This window comes from Paraburkholderia caffeinitolerans, assembly GCF_902859945.1.
GTDB classification, from domain to species: Bacteria; Pseudomonadota; Gammaproteobacteria; order Burkholderiales; family Burkholderiaceae; genus Paraburkholderia; species Paraburkholderia caffeinitolerans.
In genome coordinates this window covers 31,524-49,546 of the sequence record NZ_CADIKL010000008.1, presented here as the reverse complement: position 1 = coordinate 49,546, position 18,023 = coordinate 31,524, and the positions used below count along the sequence as shown (strand labels likewise).

Annotated in this window: 15 protein-coding genes; 11 read left to right on the top strand and 4 right to left on the bottom strand. The window is 62.6% G+C overall.

The features are described 5' to 3' along the window. Window positions 1-19: 19 nt before the first annotated feature. A complete protein-coding gene (speB, locus tag HV773_RS10065; protein WP_175194928.1) occupies window positions 20-997 on the bottom strand; it encodes an agmatinase in 978 nt (325 codons plus the stop codon). 176 nt (window positions 998-1,173) lie between these two features. Here speB and HV773_RS10060 point away from each other — a divergent pair, with 176 nt between their 5' ends. Together HV773_RS10060 and HV773_RS10055 are read left to right on the top strand one after the other, a co-directional pair. Then, a complete protein-coding gene (locus tag HV773_RS10060) occupies window positions 1,174-2,076 on the top strand; it encodes a LysR substrate-binding domain-containing protein (RefSeq protein ID WP_175194926.1) in 903 nt (300 codons plus the stop codon). 183 nt (window positions 2,077-2,259) lie between these two features. After that, a complete protein-coding gene (locus tag HV773_RS10055) occupies window positions 2,260-2,592 on the top strand; it encodes a hypothetical protein (protein WP_246282260.1) in 333 nt (110 codons plus the stop codon). A gap of 114 nt (window positions 2,593-2,706) precedes the next feature. On the opposite strand, the gene HV773_RS10050 is transcribed toward HV773_RS10055, so the two are convergent. Next, window positions 2,707-3,216 carry a DUF1269 domain-containing protein gene (locus tag HV773_RS10050; RefSeq protein ID WP_175195239.1) on the bottom strand — a complete coding sequence of 170 codons (510 nt, stop codon included), beginning with the start codon at window positions 3,214-3,216 and terminating at the stop codon, window positions 2,707-2,709. Window positions 3,217-3,406: 190 nt separating this feature from the next. Here HV773_RS10050 and HV773_RS10045 point away from each other — a divergent pair, with 190 nt between their 5' ends. From HV773_RS10045 to HV773_RS10010, 8 genes are all read left to right on the top strand, one after another. Next, entirely contained in the window at window positions 3,407-3,742 is a 336-nt protein-coding gene (locus tag HV773_RS10045; RefSeq protein ID WP_175194924.1) for a hypothetical protein, read from the top strand. A 66-nt stretch (window positions 3,743-3,808) separates the two neighbouring features. Beyond that, window positions 3,809-4,915, top strand: a complete 1,107-nt coding sequence (gene pdhA, locus HV773_RS10040) for a pyruvate dehydrogenase (acetyl-transferring) E1 component subunit alpha (protein WP_175194922.1) — start codon at window positions 3,809-3,811, stop codon at window positions 4,913-4,915. Continuing rightward, window positions 4,908-5,888, top strand: coding sequence for an alpha-ketoacid dehydrogenase subunit beta (locus HV773_RS10035; RefSeq protein WP_175194920.1), 981 nt, complete (start codon window positions 4,908-4,910; stop codon window positions 5,886-5,888). Before pdhA ends, HV773_RS10035 begins: the two co-directional genes overlap by 8 nt. A 4-nt stretch (window positions 5,889-5,892) precedes the next feature. Further along, on the top strand, window positions 5,893-7,011 hold the full coding sequence (locus HV773_RS10030; protein WP_175194918.1) for a dihydrolipoamide acetyltransferase family protein: 1,119 nt from the start codon (window positions 5,893-5,895) through the stop codon (window positions 7,009-7,011). A gap of 112 nt (window positions 7,012-7,123) precedes the next feature. Continuing rightward, on the top strand, window positions 7,124-8,449 hold the full coding sequence (locus HV773_RS10025; RefSeq protein WP_246282259.1) for a protein kinase: 1,326 nt from the start codon (window positions 7,124-7,126) through the stop codon (window positions 8,447-8,449). A 159-nt stretch (window positions 8,450-8,608) separates the two neighbouring features. Then, window positions 8,609-9,910 carry an extracellular solute-binding protein gene (locus HV773_RS10020; protein WP_175195235.1) on the top strand — a complete coding sequence of 434 codons (1,302 nt, stop codon included), beginning with the start codon at window positions 8,609-8,611 and terminating at the stop codon, window positions 9,908-9,910. Beyond that, window positions 9,910-12,843, top strand: a complete 2,934-nt coding sequence (locus HV773_RS10015; RefSeq protein ID WP_175194916.1) for a bifunctional diguanylate cyclase/phosphodiesterase — start codon at window positions 9,910-9,912, stop codon at window positions 12,841-12,843. Before HV773_RS10020 ends, HV773_RS10015 begins: the two co-directional genes overlap by 1 nt. A gap of 69 nt (window positions 12,844-12,912) precedes the next feature. Further along, window positions 12,913-13,329 carry a cupin domain-containing protein gene (locus tag HV773_RS10010; protein WP_175194914.1) on the top strand — a complete coding sequence of 139 codons (417 nt, stop codon included), beginning with the start codon at window positions 12,913-12,915 and terminating at the stop codon, window positions 13,327-13,329. Window positions 13,330-13,551: 222 nt separating this feature from the next. On the opposite strand, the gene HV773_RS10005 is transcribed toward HV773_RS10010, so the two are convergent. Both HV773_RS10005 and hutH read right to left on the bottom strand, forming a co-directional pair. After that, complete coding sequence (locus HV773_RS10005; protein WP_175194912.1) at window positions 13,552-14,946, bottom strand: amino acid permease; 1,395 nt, start codon at window positions 14,944-14,946, stop codon at window positions 13,552-13,554. Window positions 14,947-15,112: 166 nt separating this feature from the next. Continuing rightward, entirely contained in the window at window positions 15,113-16,690 is a 1,578-nt protein-coding gene (gene hutH / locus HV773_RS10000; RefSeq protein ID WP_175194910.1) for a histidine ammonia-lyase, read from the bottom strand. A 762-nt stretch (window positions 16,691-17,452) separates the two neighbouring features. Here hutH and HV773_RS09995 point away from each other — a divergent pair. After that, entirely contained in the window at window positions 17,453-18,016 is a 564-nt protein-coding gene (locus tag HV773_RS09995) for a YSC84-related protein (RefSeq protein ID WP_175194908.1), read from the top strand. The last annotated feature ends 7 nt before the right edge of the window (window positions 18,017-18,023 follow it).

The window sequence follows — 18,023 nt, the reverse complement described above, 5'->3', positions numbered from 1 at the left end:
GATCAAACCGGCTGTGGATTTACATGCGCTGGTGGCGGGCGAGCTTCTGATTGCGCATCAGGCACAGCATGTCGACGGCAAGATGAGCCGCGGCGAGCGCAGTCACATCGCTGTGATCGTAGGGCGGCGACACCTCCACCACGTCCGCGCCTACCAGATTGACGGGGCCCAGTGCACGAACGATTTCGAGCGCCTGCGCGGAACTGAGGCCGCCGGCTACCGGCGTGCCGGTGCCGGGGGCAAAGGCCGGATCGAGGCAGTCGATGTCGAAAGTCAGGTAAGCCGGCGCATCCCCCACAATGGACAGGACTTCGTCGATGGTCGCCTGCGTGCCGTTGCGATGTACCCACGGCGCGTCCAGAACCCGCACACCCATGAAGTCTTCGTTCCACGTGCGAATGCCGATTTGCACCGACCGTGCGGGGTCGATGAGTCCCTCGCGGATCGCCTTGTAGAACATCGTGCCGTGATTCAGCGAGTCGGGGTTGTCGTCCGGCCAAGTGTCGGAATGCGCGTCGAAGTGGATCAAGCTCAACGGTTTGCCGTACTTTTCTGCGTGCGCGACGAGCAGGGGGTAGGTCACGTAGTGATCGCCGCCGAGCGTCAACATGCGCGTGCCGGTCGCGAGAATGCCGCGCGCATGGGCGATGATCGCGTCGCGAATGCTGACCGGATTGTGGGCGTCGAACCAGCAGTCCCCGTAGTCGATCACGTTCAGGTGATCGAACGGGTCGATGCCCCACGGGAACGCGCCCAGCTCCGACAACATGACCGTCGCGGCCCGTACGCCCGCCGGACCGAAGCGGGTGCCGGGGCGGAAAGTCGTGGCAAGGTCGAGCGGAATACCGGATACGGCGACATCCACGCCGGCGAGGTCTCGCGTGTATGGCCGCCGCATGAAGGACAGCACGCCGGCGTAAGTGGGAGGGGAGGGTTGCCCGTCGATACCCGCTGCAGCGGTTGGCGTGAGGTGGGCAGGCGCAAGATTCAGGGTCATACGAATGGATCCGGTCAGTTGTGGTGGGAGCGTCACACAAATATTCCTCATGACTGCCTTAAAGCAGGACGCGTGTGGTGACGGCTGGCTGTATCATTGCGAGTAAGAATTCCGCTGAAAAGCGAAAAATCTTGCTGGAAGTATCGATATTTTTAATAGCTACTCGCCGCCACTCCATGCGCAGACTTCCCCCTTTGCAGGCCTTGCTTGCCTTCGACGCAGCGGCGCGGCTCGGCAGCTTCACGCGCGCGGCGCAAGAACTCGCATTAACGCAATCGGCAATCAGCCATCAAATTCAGCAACTCGAGGAATGGACGGGGCAGCCGTTGTTCCGGCGCATCGGGCGCGGTGTCGCGCTCACTGCCGCTGGATCGCTGTATGCGCAGACCGTGACGGCAGCGCTGACCACGCTCGCCGACGGTCGCGACCGTATCGAGCCGTATGGCAATCCTGATTCGGTAATCGTTGTGTGCACAGCCGAGTTCGCTTCGGGCTGGCTGATGCCGCGCATGCGGGCGTTTTCGGAAGCGTTGGGGAATATCGAGGTCTGGCTCGTGACCGGAGAAGATGTCAACGAGATCGATCGTGTCGATGTCGATCTGGTCGTATCACCCAAGGAAATCCGCACGCCTGAAGTCGTGTGCGAACACTTGCTAGACGAAGAAGCCGTCGCCATATGCGGGCCGGCGACGGAGCGCCGTTTGCGCTCTGTGCCGTTTCCCGACGTGTTGACGCAAGCGCCATTGCTGGTTCATGAGGCGCGCCCGGAATGGGCGCCATGGTTGCCGGATCTGAGGCGAAATGGCTTGCGAACGCGACGTGCCATGACCGTCAGCGATCCGCGTTTCCTGGTGGCGGCAGCCGGGCAGGAACTGGGGATTGCCATGGTGTCTCGCCTCGCCGCCGGGGATGCTTTGACGAGCGGGCGCATTAAGGTACTGCCGCAGGTGCCGGGATTTGCGCTCGCGCCGCTGTGGTTGATGCGCTCGGCGCAGCCTGCGCGCTCTGCTGCGGTGAATGCGGTTCACGAGTGGATGCTAAGGCTCAGCAGGAGTCAGGGCGACGGTTCAACCCGATAGGAGCCGCAAGACGCTTGGCGGCTTGTTCAGCATTTCAAAATACTCAATGGCTCGACGCTGGCACAACAGACCCGGTTACAGAAAGACGGCGCCAAGGCGGCGGAGCTGCAAATGGGCAAACGTATGATTTTTTGCGCGAGTGCGCGATGGTAACTTTCGCCGAACAATGGCGATGTGTCGGCTATGATGGGTTTCATCTTGTCACCGTGCCACGACATTCGCGCCCGCCGCGCCGAGGAGATGAACATGACTGCCCACGACTTTGCCGAGTTTTCCTGGGATGAACAGGCGGACGTCAAGGCGGTGCTCACGAGCCGGGGATTCGACCTCGGCGAGTTCAGGATCACGGACAAGAATCAGGACGACGGCGCGGCCAGCGGCGCGAAGGCTGCCGTCCGGCAGGTTTCTGTCACACGCATTGCCAACGGCAAGACAGAGACTTACGACACCGACCATTTCGCGCCGTGGATCACGGATTTCGACGAGGCGCTACAGGCCGGGAAATTCGACGACTGAGCGCAGCGCGCCCGCGCAGTTTCCCACCCCCGCGTCAGCGGAGGTGGGAATCGTGAAATCAGGCAGAAACTCAAGAAACTAAGGAATCCGATATTCATCGCCTCGTAAAGGTGCTCAAGGGAATATCGGCGTGGTTGGTTCGGCGCCTTCCGGATCGGCCCTTGGAACATGTTTCGCAACCGTCTGCGCGATTTCCTCTTCCCGCGCGGCGGGTACATCGGCCATGATCAGAAATTGCCCGTCTTGGATCGCTTCGCGAAAGCGCTGGAGCCGGGCATTCGGTTCGTCCACGCCTATCATGGCGGCGGTCCACGCGCCGAAGCTCGCGCCCGCCAACGTCAACGTCACGACCGCGCCGCCGCCGATGATGAGTCCGGCCGGCGGAAAAACCAGCGCCGCCAGACCCACAATGGCGCCGGCCGCGCCGCCCAGCGCCACGCCGCGTTCGAGTGCATGCACGACGTCGCTGCTTTGCAGCAACGAGGCGCCTGGCAATTGATCGAGCTGGACGGTGTGATTCGCGAGAACGTGCAGATGCCGCCACGTAATCCGGGCCAGCAACAGGTCGTCCACGACCGCTTTTGCCGTGGGTATGTCAGGCGCCAGGAAGTAAAGACGTCTCATGTTGGCTCCCCTCTGATCAAGCGGTGTTCGCCGCAGGGTAAGAGTTGATGGTACGCCTGCTGCAGCGAAGTGGCGCACCGTTCTTTCAGTGATTGCGCGGGTGAAATGGCAAGTCGGCGTGCAATTGCGTCGGGGCCGTGTACGATAGAAGCCGTAATGCCGTGCAGTTCCAATCAACGCAGGTGCCCTCATGATTTCAACCTCTCGCGAATCTCACGACGCCGACGCCGATGCCGAGGCATTGGCCACGCTGGCCGAATATCTCGAGCTTCTGCTCGACAAGGGCAAGAGCCTGATTCTGGTTCGAAACCAGGCGGAGAGCAGCGATGTGTTCCTCGGCGATGCGGGCGAGCCCGAGGAAGAATGGACACGGCACGGCAAAATTCGCAATGCAGTGGCGAGCGCGGTGCTGGGCGTGACAAGTTCGGGCTTCAACGAACTCACGATTGGCGGGCAGACTTACCGATTCGTGCGGGCGTTTACCGAGGTCGCTCATCATGGCGCCGTGGTTTTCAGCGCTGCGTAAAGCCGTCGTCACCAGCACACCCGCGAGATAAGACCTACGATATTTGAAAACACCAAGGAGGCCGTCATGACCACGGCTGCCAGTTTTCAAATCGGCTACACGCAGTATCTCGGCCCCAGCGGCGAACCCGTTCATCCGCTGCCACCCTTCGCAAGCGACCCCGCCGCGCTTTTGCCGCTCTATCGCGCCATGGTGCTCACCAGGGCGTTCGATACCAAGGCCGTGGCCCTGCAACGTACGGGCCAGCTCGGCACCTTTGCTTCGTCGGTGGGCCAGGAGGCGATCGGCGTGGGCGTGGCCAGCGCGATGCGGCCCGAAGACGTGCTGTTTCCCTCGTATCGCGACCACGCTGCGCAATTGCTGCGTGGCGTCACGATGACCGAAAGCCTGCTCTATTGGGGCGGCGACGAGCGCGGCAGCGACTTCAGCGTGCCGCTCTCCGACTTTCCCAATTGCGTGCCGATCGGCACCCAGGTCTGTCATGCGGCTGGCGCGGCCTATGCTTTCCTGCTGCGGCAGGAGCCGCGCGTGGCGGTGGCGATTTTCGGCGACGGCGCCACCTCCAAGGGCGATTTTTACGAGGCGATGAATTTCGCCGGCGCGTGGCGCGCGCCGCTCGTGCTCGTCATCAACAACAATCAGTGGGCAATTTCGCTGCCGCGCAGCCAGCAGAGCGCCGCGCAAACGCTCGCGCAAAAGGCCATCGCCGCCGGCATCGACGGCGTGCAGGTCGACGGCAACGATGTGATTGCCGTGCACCAGGTGGTGGGCGCGGCGCTCGCGAAAGCGCGGCGCGGTGAAGGCCCCACCTTGATCGAAGCGCTCAGCTATCGCCTCGGCGACCACACGACCGCCGACGACGCCACGCGCTACCGCGACGCCGAGATGCTGAGCCAGCAATGGGAACACGAACCGCTGCGCCGCCTGCGCGCCTGGCTGATGCGCATGAACGTGCTGGACAAGGCGCAGGACGAGCAACTCGGCAAGGCGTGTCACGAGCAGGTCGAGCAGGCGGTCGCCGCGTATCTCGCGGTTGCGCCGCCCGAGGTGGCGTCGATGTTCGACCATCTCTACGAGGTTCTGCCGCGTGCCATGCATGAGCAACTGGCGATGGCGCAGCGGTTTGCTTCAGTGGCTCCGGCGGATCCGGCCACGGAGAACGGCCATGGCTGATCTGAACATGGTCGAGGCGATCAATCTGGCGCTCGCCTGGGCGCTCGAGCATGACCCGGACGTCGTGCTGCTCGGCGAGGACATCGGCGTGAACGGCGGCGTGTTTCGCGCCACGGCAGGCTTGCAGGCGCGCTTCGGCGCGCAGCGCGTGATCGATACGCCGCTTGCGGAAACAGCGATCGGCGGCGCGGCGGTCGGCATGGCGGCGATGGGCTTGAAGCCCGTCGCCGAGATTCAGTTCAGCGGTTTCATCTACCCCGCGATCGACCATTTGCTCAACCATGCTTCGCGTTTGCGGCACCGGACGCGCGGCAGGCTTGCGTGTCCGCTCGTGGTGCGCTCGCCGAGCGGCGCGGGCATCCATGCGCCCGAGCATCACTCCGAAAGCCCCGAAGCGTTGTTCGCGCACATACCGGGCTTGCGCGTGGTGACTCCATCGTCGCCTGCGCGCGCTTATGGGCTGCTGCTCGCGGCGATTCGCGACCCGGATCCGGTGATTTTCTTCGAGCCCACGCGCCTTTATCGGCTCTTCAGGCAGTCGGTGGAGGACAACGGCGAAGCGCTGCCGCTCGACTGCTGCTACGTGCTGCGCGACGGCGCGGACATCACGCTGGTCAGCTGGGGCGGCGCGCTGCAGGAAGCGCTGGCGGCCGCCGACTTGCTGGCGCAAGAGGGCGTGAGCGCGGAGGTGATCGACGTGGCCACGCTCAAGCCGCTCGACATGGACACCATTCTTGCTTCGGTGTCCAAAACAGGCCGCTGCGTGATCGTGCACGAAGGTTCGCGCACGGGCGGCGTGGGCGCGGAGATTGCCGCTGGCATTGCGGAGCGCGGTCTTTATTCGCTGTTGGCACCGGTGCAGCGCGTCACCGGATACGACGTAGTGGTCCCGCTTTACCGGCTCGAAAGCCACTATATGCCCGGCACGACGCGCATTGTTGCGGCGGCAAGGCAAGCGCTGGAGGCGCAGTGAAGCCATGAAAATATTCAAGCTGCCCGATCTGGGCGAGGGTCTCCAGGAAGCGGAAATCGTCGAGTGGCACGTCAAGAGCGGCGACGAGATTCTTGCGGACCAGCCGCTCGTTTCGGTCGAGACGGCCAAGGCTATTGTCGAGATTCCGTCGCCGCAAGCGGGGCGCGTTGCCAAGCTGTTCGGCAAGCCGGGTGACATCGTGCATCTGGGCGCGCCGCTATGCGCATTCGAAGGCGCGGGCGCTGAGGATGCCGATGCGGGCACCGTGGTCGGCCACATGGAGGTGGGCCGGCAACTGGTGCAGGAAGCGCCCGCCGCGCTCGGTGGCGGCGCGGGGGCAGGGCAAGGCGCGATCAAGGCGATGCCCGCGGTGCGCGCGCTCGCACGCAAGCTCGACATCGATCTGGCGATGGTGACGCCGTCTGGTGCCGAAGGCGTCATCACGGCTGCGGATGTTCAACGCGCGGCGAAGCTGCTCGCCGAACTCGGGCCGCCCGAAGTCCTGCGCGGCGTGCGGCGCGCGATGGCGCAGAATATGGCGCGCGCGCAGAACGAAGTGGCGGCCGCCACGGTCATCGACGACGCCGACATCTACACCTGGCCATCGCACACCGATGTCACAATCCGCCTGGTCCGTGCGCTGGTGGCCGGGTGTCGCGCGGAACCGGGACTGAACGCCTGGTTCGACGCGAAGATGGAGCGGCGCCACGTGCTTGCGAAAATCGATCTCGGCATTGCCGTCGATTTGCCCGAGGGCCTGTTCGTGCCGGTGCTGCGCGATGTTGCGCAGCGCGACGCGGCGGGCTTGCGTGCCGGGCTCGATCGCATGCGCGCCGATATCCGCGCACGCAAGATTCCGCCCGAGGAAATGCGCGGCAATACGATCACGTTATCGAACTTCGGCATGATTGCCGGCAAATATGCGGCGCCCGTGGTGATGCCTCCCACGGTGGCGATTCTGGGCGCGGGGCGCATGCACGATCAGGTCGTGGCGCACGAGGGCGCGCCCGCCGTGCACCGGATTTTGCCGCTTAGCCTGACGTTCGATCATCGGGTTGTCACGGGTGGGGAGGCGGCGCGTTTTCTGGCCGCCGTCATCAAGGATCTGGAAATGGCGCAATGAACGGCACGATGGGCAGCACTCCGGCGCTCTCCCGTTAGAATTGCGCACGACCGGCGCCGTGTTGCGCGCCGGCGCTTTCCGAATTCCTTGCCATGGCCGGTTCCGTTCACGCGTGAAGATCTCTACCCTCGAACAACTGCGCGCGGGCCAGCTCGCTGGCGCACGACAGCTCAAGCTCGCCTGCGGGCTGAGCGAATTTCCGCGCGAAATCTTCGACCTCGCCGATACGCTCGAAGTGCTCGACCTGTCCGGCAATGCGCTGAGTTCGCTGCCCGACGATCTGCCGAGGCTGCGCAAACTGCGCATCCTGTTCGCCTCGAACAATCCGTTCGCGGAGTTGCCGGCCATGCTTGGCGACTGCGCGTCGCTGAGCATGGTCGGCTTCAAGGCGAACCAGATTCGGCACGTGCCGGCGAGCGCGCTGCCGCCGCAATTGCGCTGGCTGATACTGACCGATAACGCCATCGACGCGCTGCCGGCCGAGATTGGCGAACGGGCGAATTTGCAGAAGCTGATGCTCGCCGGCAACCGGCTGCGCACGCTGCCCGACACCATGGCCGGATTGAGCCGCCTCGAACTGCTGCGCATCTCCGCGAATCGACTGGATGCGTTGCCGGACTGGCTGCTGCGTCTGCCGCGGCTCGCGTGGCTTGCCTACGCCGGCAATCCGTTGAACGCCGCGCGCGAGCGCACTGCGTTGGCCGGCGCGCCGGTGCCCGATATCGACTGGCATACGCTAGCGCTCGGGCAGACGCTGGGCGAGGGCGCATCGGGCGTGATTCATCGTGCGACGCGCCTTTTGCAGGACGGCCATCCGTCCGGCGCGGTCGCGGTAAAGCTGTTCAAGGGCGCGGTGACGAGCGACGGTTTGCCGGACCTCGAAATGGCCGCGTGCCTGCAAGCCGGGCAGCATCCCAATCTGATTCCGGTGCTGGGCAAGATCACGGGGCATCCGCTCGACGAGCATGGTCTCGTGATGGCGCTGATCGACCCGGCGTTCGGCAATCTTGCCGGGCCGCCGAGCCTGGATTCATGCACGCGCGACGTGTATGCAAACGATGTGCTGTTCTCGCGGCCGACCGCGTTGCAGATCGCGCGAGGGATTGCTTCAGCGGCGTGTCACCTGCACCGGCGCGGAATCATGCACGGCGACCTTTACGCACACAACATCCTCCACGATGGCGCGGGCCACGCGTTGCTCGGCGACTTTGGCGCGGCGTCGTTTCATGACGCGGACGATCCGGCACAAGCGCAGGCGTTCGAGCGGATCGAAGTGCGTGCGTTTGGCTGCCTGCTCGAAGAGCTTGCGCAACGCGTGGCCGAGGTTTCAACCGATGGCGCGGCCGGGTTTGACTCGCTAATCGAGGACTGTCTGAGCGATCAGGTCGAAATGCGGCCATCATTTGATGACATTCTCAATCGCTTGAATGCGCTTTGAATATACTTTGAAGGCGTTTTGAATGCGGTGGAATGGAAATTGTCAATATTGCAGAGGGCAAATTAAAGGATCGACTTTTCCCGCCGATAGGCAGATGAGGCATTATTGCGGACACGAGTCCCAATGAAGCGCCATCCTCAATCTGAAAACGAGCCTTGCATGGGACGAGCCAAATTCTTCTGGTGGTGGCGATACGGTTTGACGGGTCTGGCGTGCCTGTTTTTCCTGTCTGGTTGCCACGCGCACAAAGACGCCACGCCAAGGACGACTGCTGCCGCCCGGACCACCATCACCGCATTGGTCTGGGCGCCCGACTGGCCGCAGGAGATGCTTCAGATCGCCGCCGAATTCAGCAAGCTCAATCCCGACGTGCGTGTGGACGTTCAGTTCATGATCGGCAATTCGGTCGAGGAGAATATCAAGCCGCGCGTGGCGGGGGGCACGCTGCCCGATTTCGTGAGCGTGAATCCCAACGCCTACGCGGCCGAACTCGCGGACCAGGGCGTTCTTGCTGATTTACGGGGGACCTCCGCGTGGAATAACATGCTGACTCCCCTCAAGGCGGATTGGACCAGCCGCCGGGGCAAGGGGTTTGGCATTTCGGGCGGCGTCGCGACAACCATGATCTATTACAACCGGGAAATGTTCGCAAAGGCCGGCATTACCCAGTTGCCGACCGACTTCTATGCTTTCCTGCGGGTTTGCGCCCAGCTCAAGCGGGCGGGTTTTACGCCCATCATGTGGAGCGGCGGTTTTCCGAATATGCTCGGCAACGGGCCCTTTGCTTCGGGCTTTGCCAATGACGTAGTGGCAAACGATGCGGATTGGCGCAACAAGATGGCCGACGGCACGCTGAATCTCGACACACCGGCGGTGGCCGACATTTTCGCCAAGATGGCGCTGATTCCGGAACGCGGATACGTGCAGCCCGCTTTCATGACGACGGGCTATGACGAAGGCATCCGGCTCTTCAAGGAGGGCAAGGTGGCGATGGCTTTCGAAGGCAGTTGGTCGGCTGGCTCGATGCTGCACGGCAATGCCTTTCAGACCGGCGTATTCGTGCCGCCGTGGAATGCGCGCGGCGCGCAGGTGGTGCCGGTGCTCGGCAGCGAGACGGGTTTTGCCGTGTGCGAGACGCCGCGCAAGGCCGCTGCGTTACGCTTTCTGGAATTTATGGCGGGCAAGGGCTTCCTGATTCTGCAAAAGAAACGGCATAACATTTCGCCGTTCCGCGAGAATGCCGGCACGGCGGTGAGCGATCCGGTGATCGTCGATTACACCAACGCGGTCCGCCGCTATCCGGTCACCGCGAGTCCGTATTATTCGTCGTTGCCGTCGAATACCATTGAATACGTGCATGGGCTCATGCAGGACGTGCTGCTTCACAAAATTACGCCGGCACTAGCGGCGAAGCGACTGGATCAATCGGTCAAGAACGAAGCGAATATGCACTACAAATAATGAACTTGATTCCTGTTCCGCTACGCCCCGCATTCGACTACCTCTCGCAGGATCTGCTTCGTCGCGTCGAGATCCGTTACCGGCTCATGGCGGCTTTCGTACTGCTGTGCCTGCTCCCCGTGATCATCTCGGGCTGCATCTCGTACGTGAAATCGGTTGCTGCGATCAAGGAGAATGCGGAGGTCCTTTCGCGGGAAGTGGTCGAGCAGGTGTCCAAGAACGTGCGCATGCGCATGGAGCAGATCGAGACCGAGAGCAAGCTGCTGGTGGTGTCGAGCCGGCTGCAAGGCGCGCTTGCCGGCGCAACGAGCACCGGGCACGGCAGCGAGGCGCGCGAAGACATGGCGCGGCTGCTGCTCGAGCATTTCGGCTCGATGGATTTCATCAACCAGAAATATCTGCTCGACAAGAACAATCGCATTCTGGACACGCAGGCGTTTGCGCAATTGACGCGTGGCGTCAGCAGCCTCGTCGGGCGCGCCGAGGCCCAGCCCGAACGCACCTACTGGGGTAGCTACGACAACGGCGTGGGCGAGCAAAACCTGGGGATGGTCACCGGGATCTTCGACAAAAGCAACGACCAGAAAATCGGCAATCTGGTTCTGGTGGTGAGGCCGCAGTACTTTTCCACGATCTTCAGCAACGTGGCTTCGCGAAGCGGCATGGAGATCTGCATTCTCGATGCGGACAGCAAAGCCGTCGTTATCCGGGCCGACGACGCCCAGGCGCATGGCGGCAAGCCGTGGGTGTCCCGCCTGATCGGGAGCATCGAGCACAACGGCACAGCAGGCGATGCGAGCCGCTTCCTGACCGTGACGGGATTGCAAGGCGAGCGCTACCTCGTCGCGTATGCGCGCATTCCCGACACGAGTTGGCTCGTGGTGAGCATGATCGCGGAGACGAGCCTGACCGCCGAGGTGCGTGCAGTGCGCAACCAGATCGTGCTGGTGGGCATCTCGGGTTTTCTGCTTTCGCTTTTTCTCGCGTACTTCATTTCGCGCAGCATTTCGGAGCCGCTCAGCAAGCTGTTGCGCAAGATGCACGATACCGGCGACGATGCGGGCGTGCCGTTCGAGGACGGCGCGCCGGCGGGAACCGCGGCGCGAGGGCAGGACGAACTGGCGAGGCTCGAATTGCGCTTCGAGCGAATGCGTGCTGCGATCGGCCAGAAAATACAGAAGATCAACGAGATCAACGCTTCGCTCGAACAGACCATTATCGAGCGCACGGCAGAACTCGTGGCGCGCGAGCGCGAGTCGCGCACCTTGATCGAAAATTCGCCGGATACCATTACCCGTTACGACCGCGACGTTCGCCGCATTTATGCGAACCCCGCGTTTTGCTCATCCTCAGGAAGCAGTCTGGTTGAAGCGCTTGGGAAGCGGCCATCGGAACTTCCCGGCGGCCCGAACGCGCTGATTTACGAAAGGAAAATTCGCGAGGTCATTGCCAGCGGAAAAAGCACGCAATTCGAGCTGAGATGGGTCGGCAAGGAAGGCTCCGAGCAATGCTCCCATATTCGCATCACGCCGGAAATCGACCTCTTTGGCGAGGTCAATTCCGTGATGGCAGTCGGGCGCGATCTTTCGGACCGCATGGCGTTCGAGGCGACGATCTGGCGGCAGGCCAATTTCGACGCGCTCACGGGCCTGCCGAATCGCCAGATGTTCCATGAGCGTCTCGACCACGAAGCGCAGCGCTCACGCCGCTCGGGCCGGCGTATGGCGCTGATGCTGATCGACCTGGACCGCTTCAAGGAAGTCAACGATTCGCTCGGCCACGACACGGGCGACGTGCTGCTGGTAGAGGCGGCGAGGCGTATCAATGCGTGCGTGCGCGAAATGGATACGGTGGCGCGCCTGGGCGGCGACGAGTTCACGATCATTCTTCCGGAGCTCGAAGACGACGAGCGCGTAGAGCGACTCGCGAGAGCGATCAATGCCAGCCTCGCATTGCCATTCAAGCTCGGCGCGGACGAGGAATTCATTTCCGCGAGTATAGGCATTACGTTCTATCCCGACGACGCCGACGAACTCGACGTGCTGTTCAAGAACGCCGATCAGGCCATGTACGCGTCCAAGAATGCCGGGCGCAATCGCTTCTGCTATTTCACGCCCGCCATGCGCGTGGTGGCCGAAAGGCGCTTGCGGCTCACGAGCGACTTGCGCGCCGCCTTGCCGGAAGGGCAGTTTCAACTTTTCTATCAGCCGATCATCGAGCTGGCGACCGGCACGGTGTGCAAGGCCGAGGCGCTGATTCGCTGGTTCCACCCGGTGCGCGGCATGATCAGCCCGCTCGAATTCATCCCGCTGGCCGAAGACACGGGACTGATCGTGCCGATCGGCGACTGGGTATTCCGGCAGGCAATGAGGCAGGCGCGACGCTGGCGCGAGCGATATCACGGCGCGTTTCAGGTGAGCGTCAACATGTCTCCGGTGCAGGTTCGCCAGGACAGCATGCAATGTGCGCGATGGTCCGAATATCTCGAACAGGAAGGCATGGCTGGCGGGAGCGTTGCCGTCGAAATTACCGAGGGCGTGTTATTGCAGCCGGAGTCGAATATCGATGAGAAACTGCTGACGTTGCGCCGCGCCGGCATTGGCATTTCGATCGACGATTTCGGCACGGGTTATTCATCGCTTGCTTATCTTCAGCGCTTCGAAATCGATTATCTGAAGATCGACCGGTCGTTTGTGCAGAATCTGAGCGTGAATGTAGATAATCAAGCGCTTTGCGAAGGGATGGTGGTGCTCGCGCACAAGCTCGGTATTCAGGTGATTGCCGAGGGTGTGGAGACGGCGGAGCAAGAGGCGTTTCTTAAAGCGGTGGGATGCGATTTCGCCCAGGGCTTTCTGTATTCGAAGCCGGTGTCGCCGGATCAGTTCGAGGCGTGGGCCTGGCGGCCCGTTGCTGAACTGGCGGACGAGGACTAGCGCGGCCAGGAAAGCGGGCGAGGCCGAATCGCAGGAGAATTTGGGCTGGACGATGCAGGGGAGCACATCATGCAACGCGATTCGAATGACGCCCAGGCCGCTGTGGTGACCGTTCATCCGGCGAGGGAGATCGCCACGTCACAGCGCCTGCCGTATTTCGTCGGCATCTCCTCCGCTACGGCGGGAGCGAAGGGCTTGTCGATGCATCTCGTCGTCGTCCCGCCCGGCGGGCATGCCGAGCCGCATAGTCATTGCGGCTACGAAACCGGCATCTACGTGCTCGAGGGCCAGGTCGAGACGCGCTACGGCCCGGGGCTGCGCCAGTCGGTGATTACCGAGGCCGGCGATTTTCTATTCATTCCGCCGGGCGTGCCGCACCAGCCATTCAATTTGAGCGAGACGACGCCCGCGAGGGCGATCGTCGCGCGCAATCATCCAGAGGAACAGGAGCAGGTGGTGCCGTATGATCCGTCGCGCGACGAGTGAGGGCGCCTGGCGCTACACGGCGCAAATCGGCCGCGGGAGCCTTGCGGACATGTATTGAAAGCGCTGTCCGAGGTTCGGCGACGCAAGCCATGATGGCGGTGGCAAGCGAACGCCCGCCGGTCTGTTCTCCAGATGAAAGCAATAAAAAACGCGCCCCGTATCCAGCCATGCCGGATACGGGGCGCGTTGCACTGCGGTGCGCACTAACTACGCAATAACGCGTCAGCTCTGCTTCGCCATCTCGCGCTTTTCCTCGCTCGAAGCGGGCGTGCCGTTGAGCTTGCTGCATGCCCACCAGCCCACCGTCATCAGCGCGATCCAGCCGATGCCGACGAACAGCGCGATGCGCGTGTCCTGCTCGTAGCCCAGAATGCCGATCACGAAAATCATGAACGCGATCGCTACAGCGGGGCCGACAGGCCACAGCGGCACCTTGAACTTCAGTGCGCGCACTTCGTCGCTGGACAGACGCCGGCGCATGGCCACCTGCGAAAGCAGGATCATCAGCCAGACCCAGACCGTGGCGAACGTCGCGATCGAAGCGATGATCAGGAAGATCTGGTCCGGAATCAGATAGTTGAGCAGCACGCCGCCAAGCAGCGCCACGCCCATCACGAGCACCGTCACCCAGGGCGCACCCGCGCGCGACGTGATCGCGAAGACGCGCGGCGCCTGGCCTTGCGCGGCCATGCCGTACATCATGCGGCACGCGCCGAAGATGTCGCTATTGATTGCTGAAACCGCTGCGGAAATCACGACCACGTTCAGGATCGTCGCTGCGGACTTGATGCCGAGGCCCGAGAAGATCTGCACGAACGGGCTGCCCTGGCCGTCGATCTTGGTCCACGGGAACACCGCCATCAGCACGACCATGGTGAGCACGTAGAACAGGAGGATACGCACCGGCACCGCATTGATCGCGCGCGGCAGGACTACTTCGGGATTCTTCGCCTCACCGCTCGTAATGCCGATGATCTCGACCCCGCCATATGCGAACATCACCACCGCAAGCGAGGCGATCAGGCCACCCATGCCGTGTGGCGCGAAACCGCCATGTGACCAGAGATTCGAGAGCCCATGTGCCTGCTCGCCATTCATGCCGATGCCCATCACGAGAATGGCGGCGCCGCCAATGATCATCGCGCCAATGGCGATAATCTTCGCGAGTGCGAGCCAGAACTCCATTTCGCCGAAGATCTTCACGTTGCACAGATTGAGGCCGCAGATCAGCAATACGATCGCCAGCACCCAGATCCACTGCGGCGTGTGCGGAAACCAGAAGGCCATGTAGATGCCGAAGGCCGTGACGTCCGCGAGGCCCACGATGATCATTTCGAGGATATAGGTCCAGCCGGTGAGAAAGCCGGCGAGCGGGCCGAGGTAGTCGCCGGCGTAGCGGCTGAACGAACCTGAGATCGGATTGCGCACGGACATCTCGCCGAGTGCGCGCATGACCATATAGACCGCTGCGCCACCGAGAATATACGCGAGGATGACTGCCGGGCCGGCGAGCTGGATCGCGGATGCCGACCCGTAGAAGAGCCCCGTGCCAATGGCCGAGCCGATCGCGAGGAACCGGATATGGCGGGCGCCGAGATTACGCTGAAGATTTTCCAATGTCTCTTTCCTTGAGCGGGCCGGCCCCGATGGCTGGCGCCAACGGGGCTAACCGCCGGCCCGCTTCATCTTCTCCTGGACACGGCCGTGGGGTGGCACCGGGCAATGCCGATGCATTGCTCAGTATTCCTGACGGCCGTGCATGCTTGATACGCGATGCGGGCCTTTACAGGCTCGGCAGCGTGGCGGCGGGCAGCAGCGCGCTCAGATGGCGCTGGGCGATCAATGCGCTTGCTGCTTCGATGTCGGGCGCGAAGTAGCGGTCCTTATCGTAGAACGGCACGGTCTGGCGCAGGATATAGCGCGCGGTTTCCAGGGCGTCGGTGGTCTTCAGGCCTTCGCGGAAGTCCAGGCCCTGGCATGCGCCGAGCCATTCGATCGCGATCACACCCTTGACGTTGTCGGCCATTTCCCAGAGACGGCGGCCCGCATTGGGCGCCATCGACACGTGGTCTTCCTGGTTGGCCGAGGTCGGCAGGCTGTCGACGCTGGCGGGGTGGGCGAGCGCCTTGTTGTCCGAGGCGAGCGCCGCGGCCGTCACCTGCGCGATCATGAAGCCCGAATTCACACCGCCGTTCGCCACGAGGAACGCGGGAAGCTGCGACATGTGCTTGTCCATCATCAGCGAGATGCGGCGTTCGCTGAGCGAGCCGATTTCAGCAATCGCGAGCGCGAGATTGTCGGCGGCCATTGCAACGGGTTCGGCGTGGAAGTTGCCGCCCGAAATGACGTCGCCTTCTTCGGGGAACACGAGCGGGTTGTCCGAAACCGCGTTCGATTCCACTTCGAGGACTTCAGCGGCGTTGCGGATCTGCGTGAGGCACGCGCCCATGACTTGCGGCTGGCAGCGCAGCGAATACGGGTCCTGAACCTTCTCGCAATTCTCGTGCGATGCGCCCACCTGGCTCGATGCGCCGAGCAGGTGACGATACACAGCAGCCGCGTCGATCTGGCCGCGCTGGCCGCGAGCGGCGTGAATGCGCGGATCGAACGGTGCACGCGAGCCGAGCATGGCTTCCACGCTCAACGCGCCACACACGCTTGCGGCGGCGTAGAGGTCTTCGGCGAGGAACAGGCCCTTGAGCGCGTACGCGGTCGAGGCTTGCGTGCCGTTCAGCAGCGCGAGGCCTTCCTTCGCGGCGAGGCTGAGCGGCTCGAGGCCGGCGATCTTGAGCGCTTCGCGCGCCGGCATCCAGCGGCCGTCGTGGCGCGCTTCGCCTTCGCCCAGCAGCACGAGCGACATGTGCGCGAGCGGCGCGAGGTCGCCCGATGCGCCCACCGAACCCTTCACGGGAATGCGCGGATACACCTCGGCGTTCACGAGCGCGATGAGCGCGTCGATCACCGAGCGGCGGATGCCAGAAATGCCGCGTGCGAGGCTGTTGATCTTGAGCACCATGATCAGGCGCACGAGCGCATCGTCGAGCGCTTCGCCCACGCCTGCAGCGTGCGAGAGCACCAGCGAGCGCTGGAGATTTTCGAGGTCTTCGCGAGCGATGCGCGTCGAAGCGAGCAGGCCGAAGCCGGTGTTGATGCCGTAGGCCGTGCGGTCTTCCGCGATGATCTGCTCGACGCAGGCCACGCTGCGCTCGATGGCTTCATTGGAGCTGGTGTCGAGCGAGAGTCGTACGGGGTTCTGATGCACAGTGCGCAACTGCGGGAGCGTGAGCGTTCCGGGGGTGATGCACAACGCCGTAACTTGATGAGTATCCTGGCAACGCGAAGTCACGGACTTCCTCCACATAAAAAATTGATAGCTAAGGCAGGTAGGTTTACTGCCACGGTCGAAGCATATTGTATAGACAACTTTGCCGATATGAGGGTTTACGCATAGGCCAATGTGGGCCGAATTTGCGTGATTCTGCGAGATGGTGTGCCGTGTAAGCCTGCCGAAAGTTGTCTAATCAATATGAATTGGGGAGGGAGCGTCAGGGGGCGCCGGGAGACTGGCAAGATCGGGCGAATAACGGCGAGCCGCGTAGCGCGTGGGGCAGTATTGGGAGGACTACATCAACATTCACGGTCGAGGAACCCACGCCTGCGCCGGCCGCCGCAGCGCGAGTGCGCAAAAAGGGGGCGGGCGGCCGCGAGATGCCCCTTGTCGTCGGCATCGAAGTAGGCGTGCGGCTGCGTAGATCGCGCAAATCTCCGAACACTTCTTCGATGCCTGCCATTGGCCGCAGGAATGTGCATGCCTCCGCGCATGCCGGCAAGCGTCGAATAAGCCCGATGGAGGAAACCGCGGAGTGCCCCAATGCGGTTGGGGGCTTCACGGCTATAACGATTGATAGATCGGGATGGTCAGTGGTGTCGGATTCGACACGGTCAGGCGGTGTGCCGGACGGTCGCTAACGCCATAGCGAAGCGGTGCAGTCGGGCATTCACGATGATGAAACGGGCGGGCGAAGCGCCAACGTTCGCCAGGCAGTTAGAGGGGGAAATTGGTTATACACTGCAAATGCGTCACGGCAGTGCTTGAATGCGCCCAATCCATGGAGAACAAATCATGCTCAAACGTCTGATGTTGACGCTCACAATCCTGCTGTTATTGCCTGTCTCTGCTGCTCGGGCCGACGAGTATTCGGACACACTCAACCTGTTCAAGAATGCGGGAGAAAGCGGCAGTCTTCTGCATAGTGCCTACGCCTACGCCGTGTTTCCGAAGATTGGCAAGGGAGGAGTCGGTATCGGCGGTGCCCGTGGCAAGGGCCGCGTCTATAAGCAAGGGAAACATATCGGCGATGCGACGATGACTCAACTCACTGTGGGTTTGCAACTAGGCGGCCAGGTGTACAGTGAACTCATCCTGTTCGAGGACGAACGCGCACTCAAGGAATTCACCGGCGGCAACTTCGAATTCGGCGCAGATGCGAATGCAATCGCGATCACTGCTGCGGCGGGCGCACAGGCAGGCACGACCGGAACGTCTGCTAACGTCAGTGGAGGCAAGAACGACGCAAAAACTACGGGATCCTATCGAAAAGGCATGGCCGTATTCACTGTGGCCAAGGGTGGGCTGATGTACGAGGCAAGCGTCGGCGGCCAGAAGTTCTCTTACAAGCCCCGGTGATTTGCGG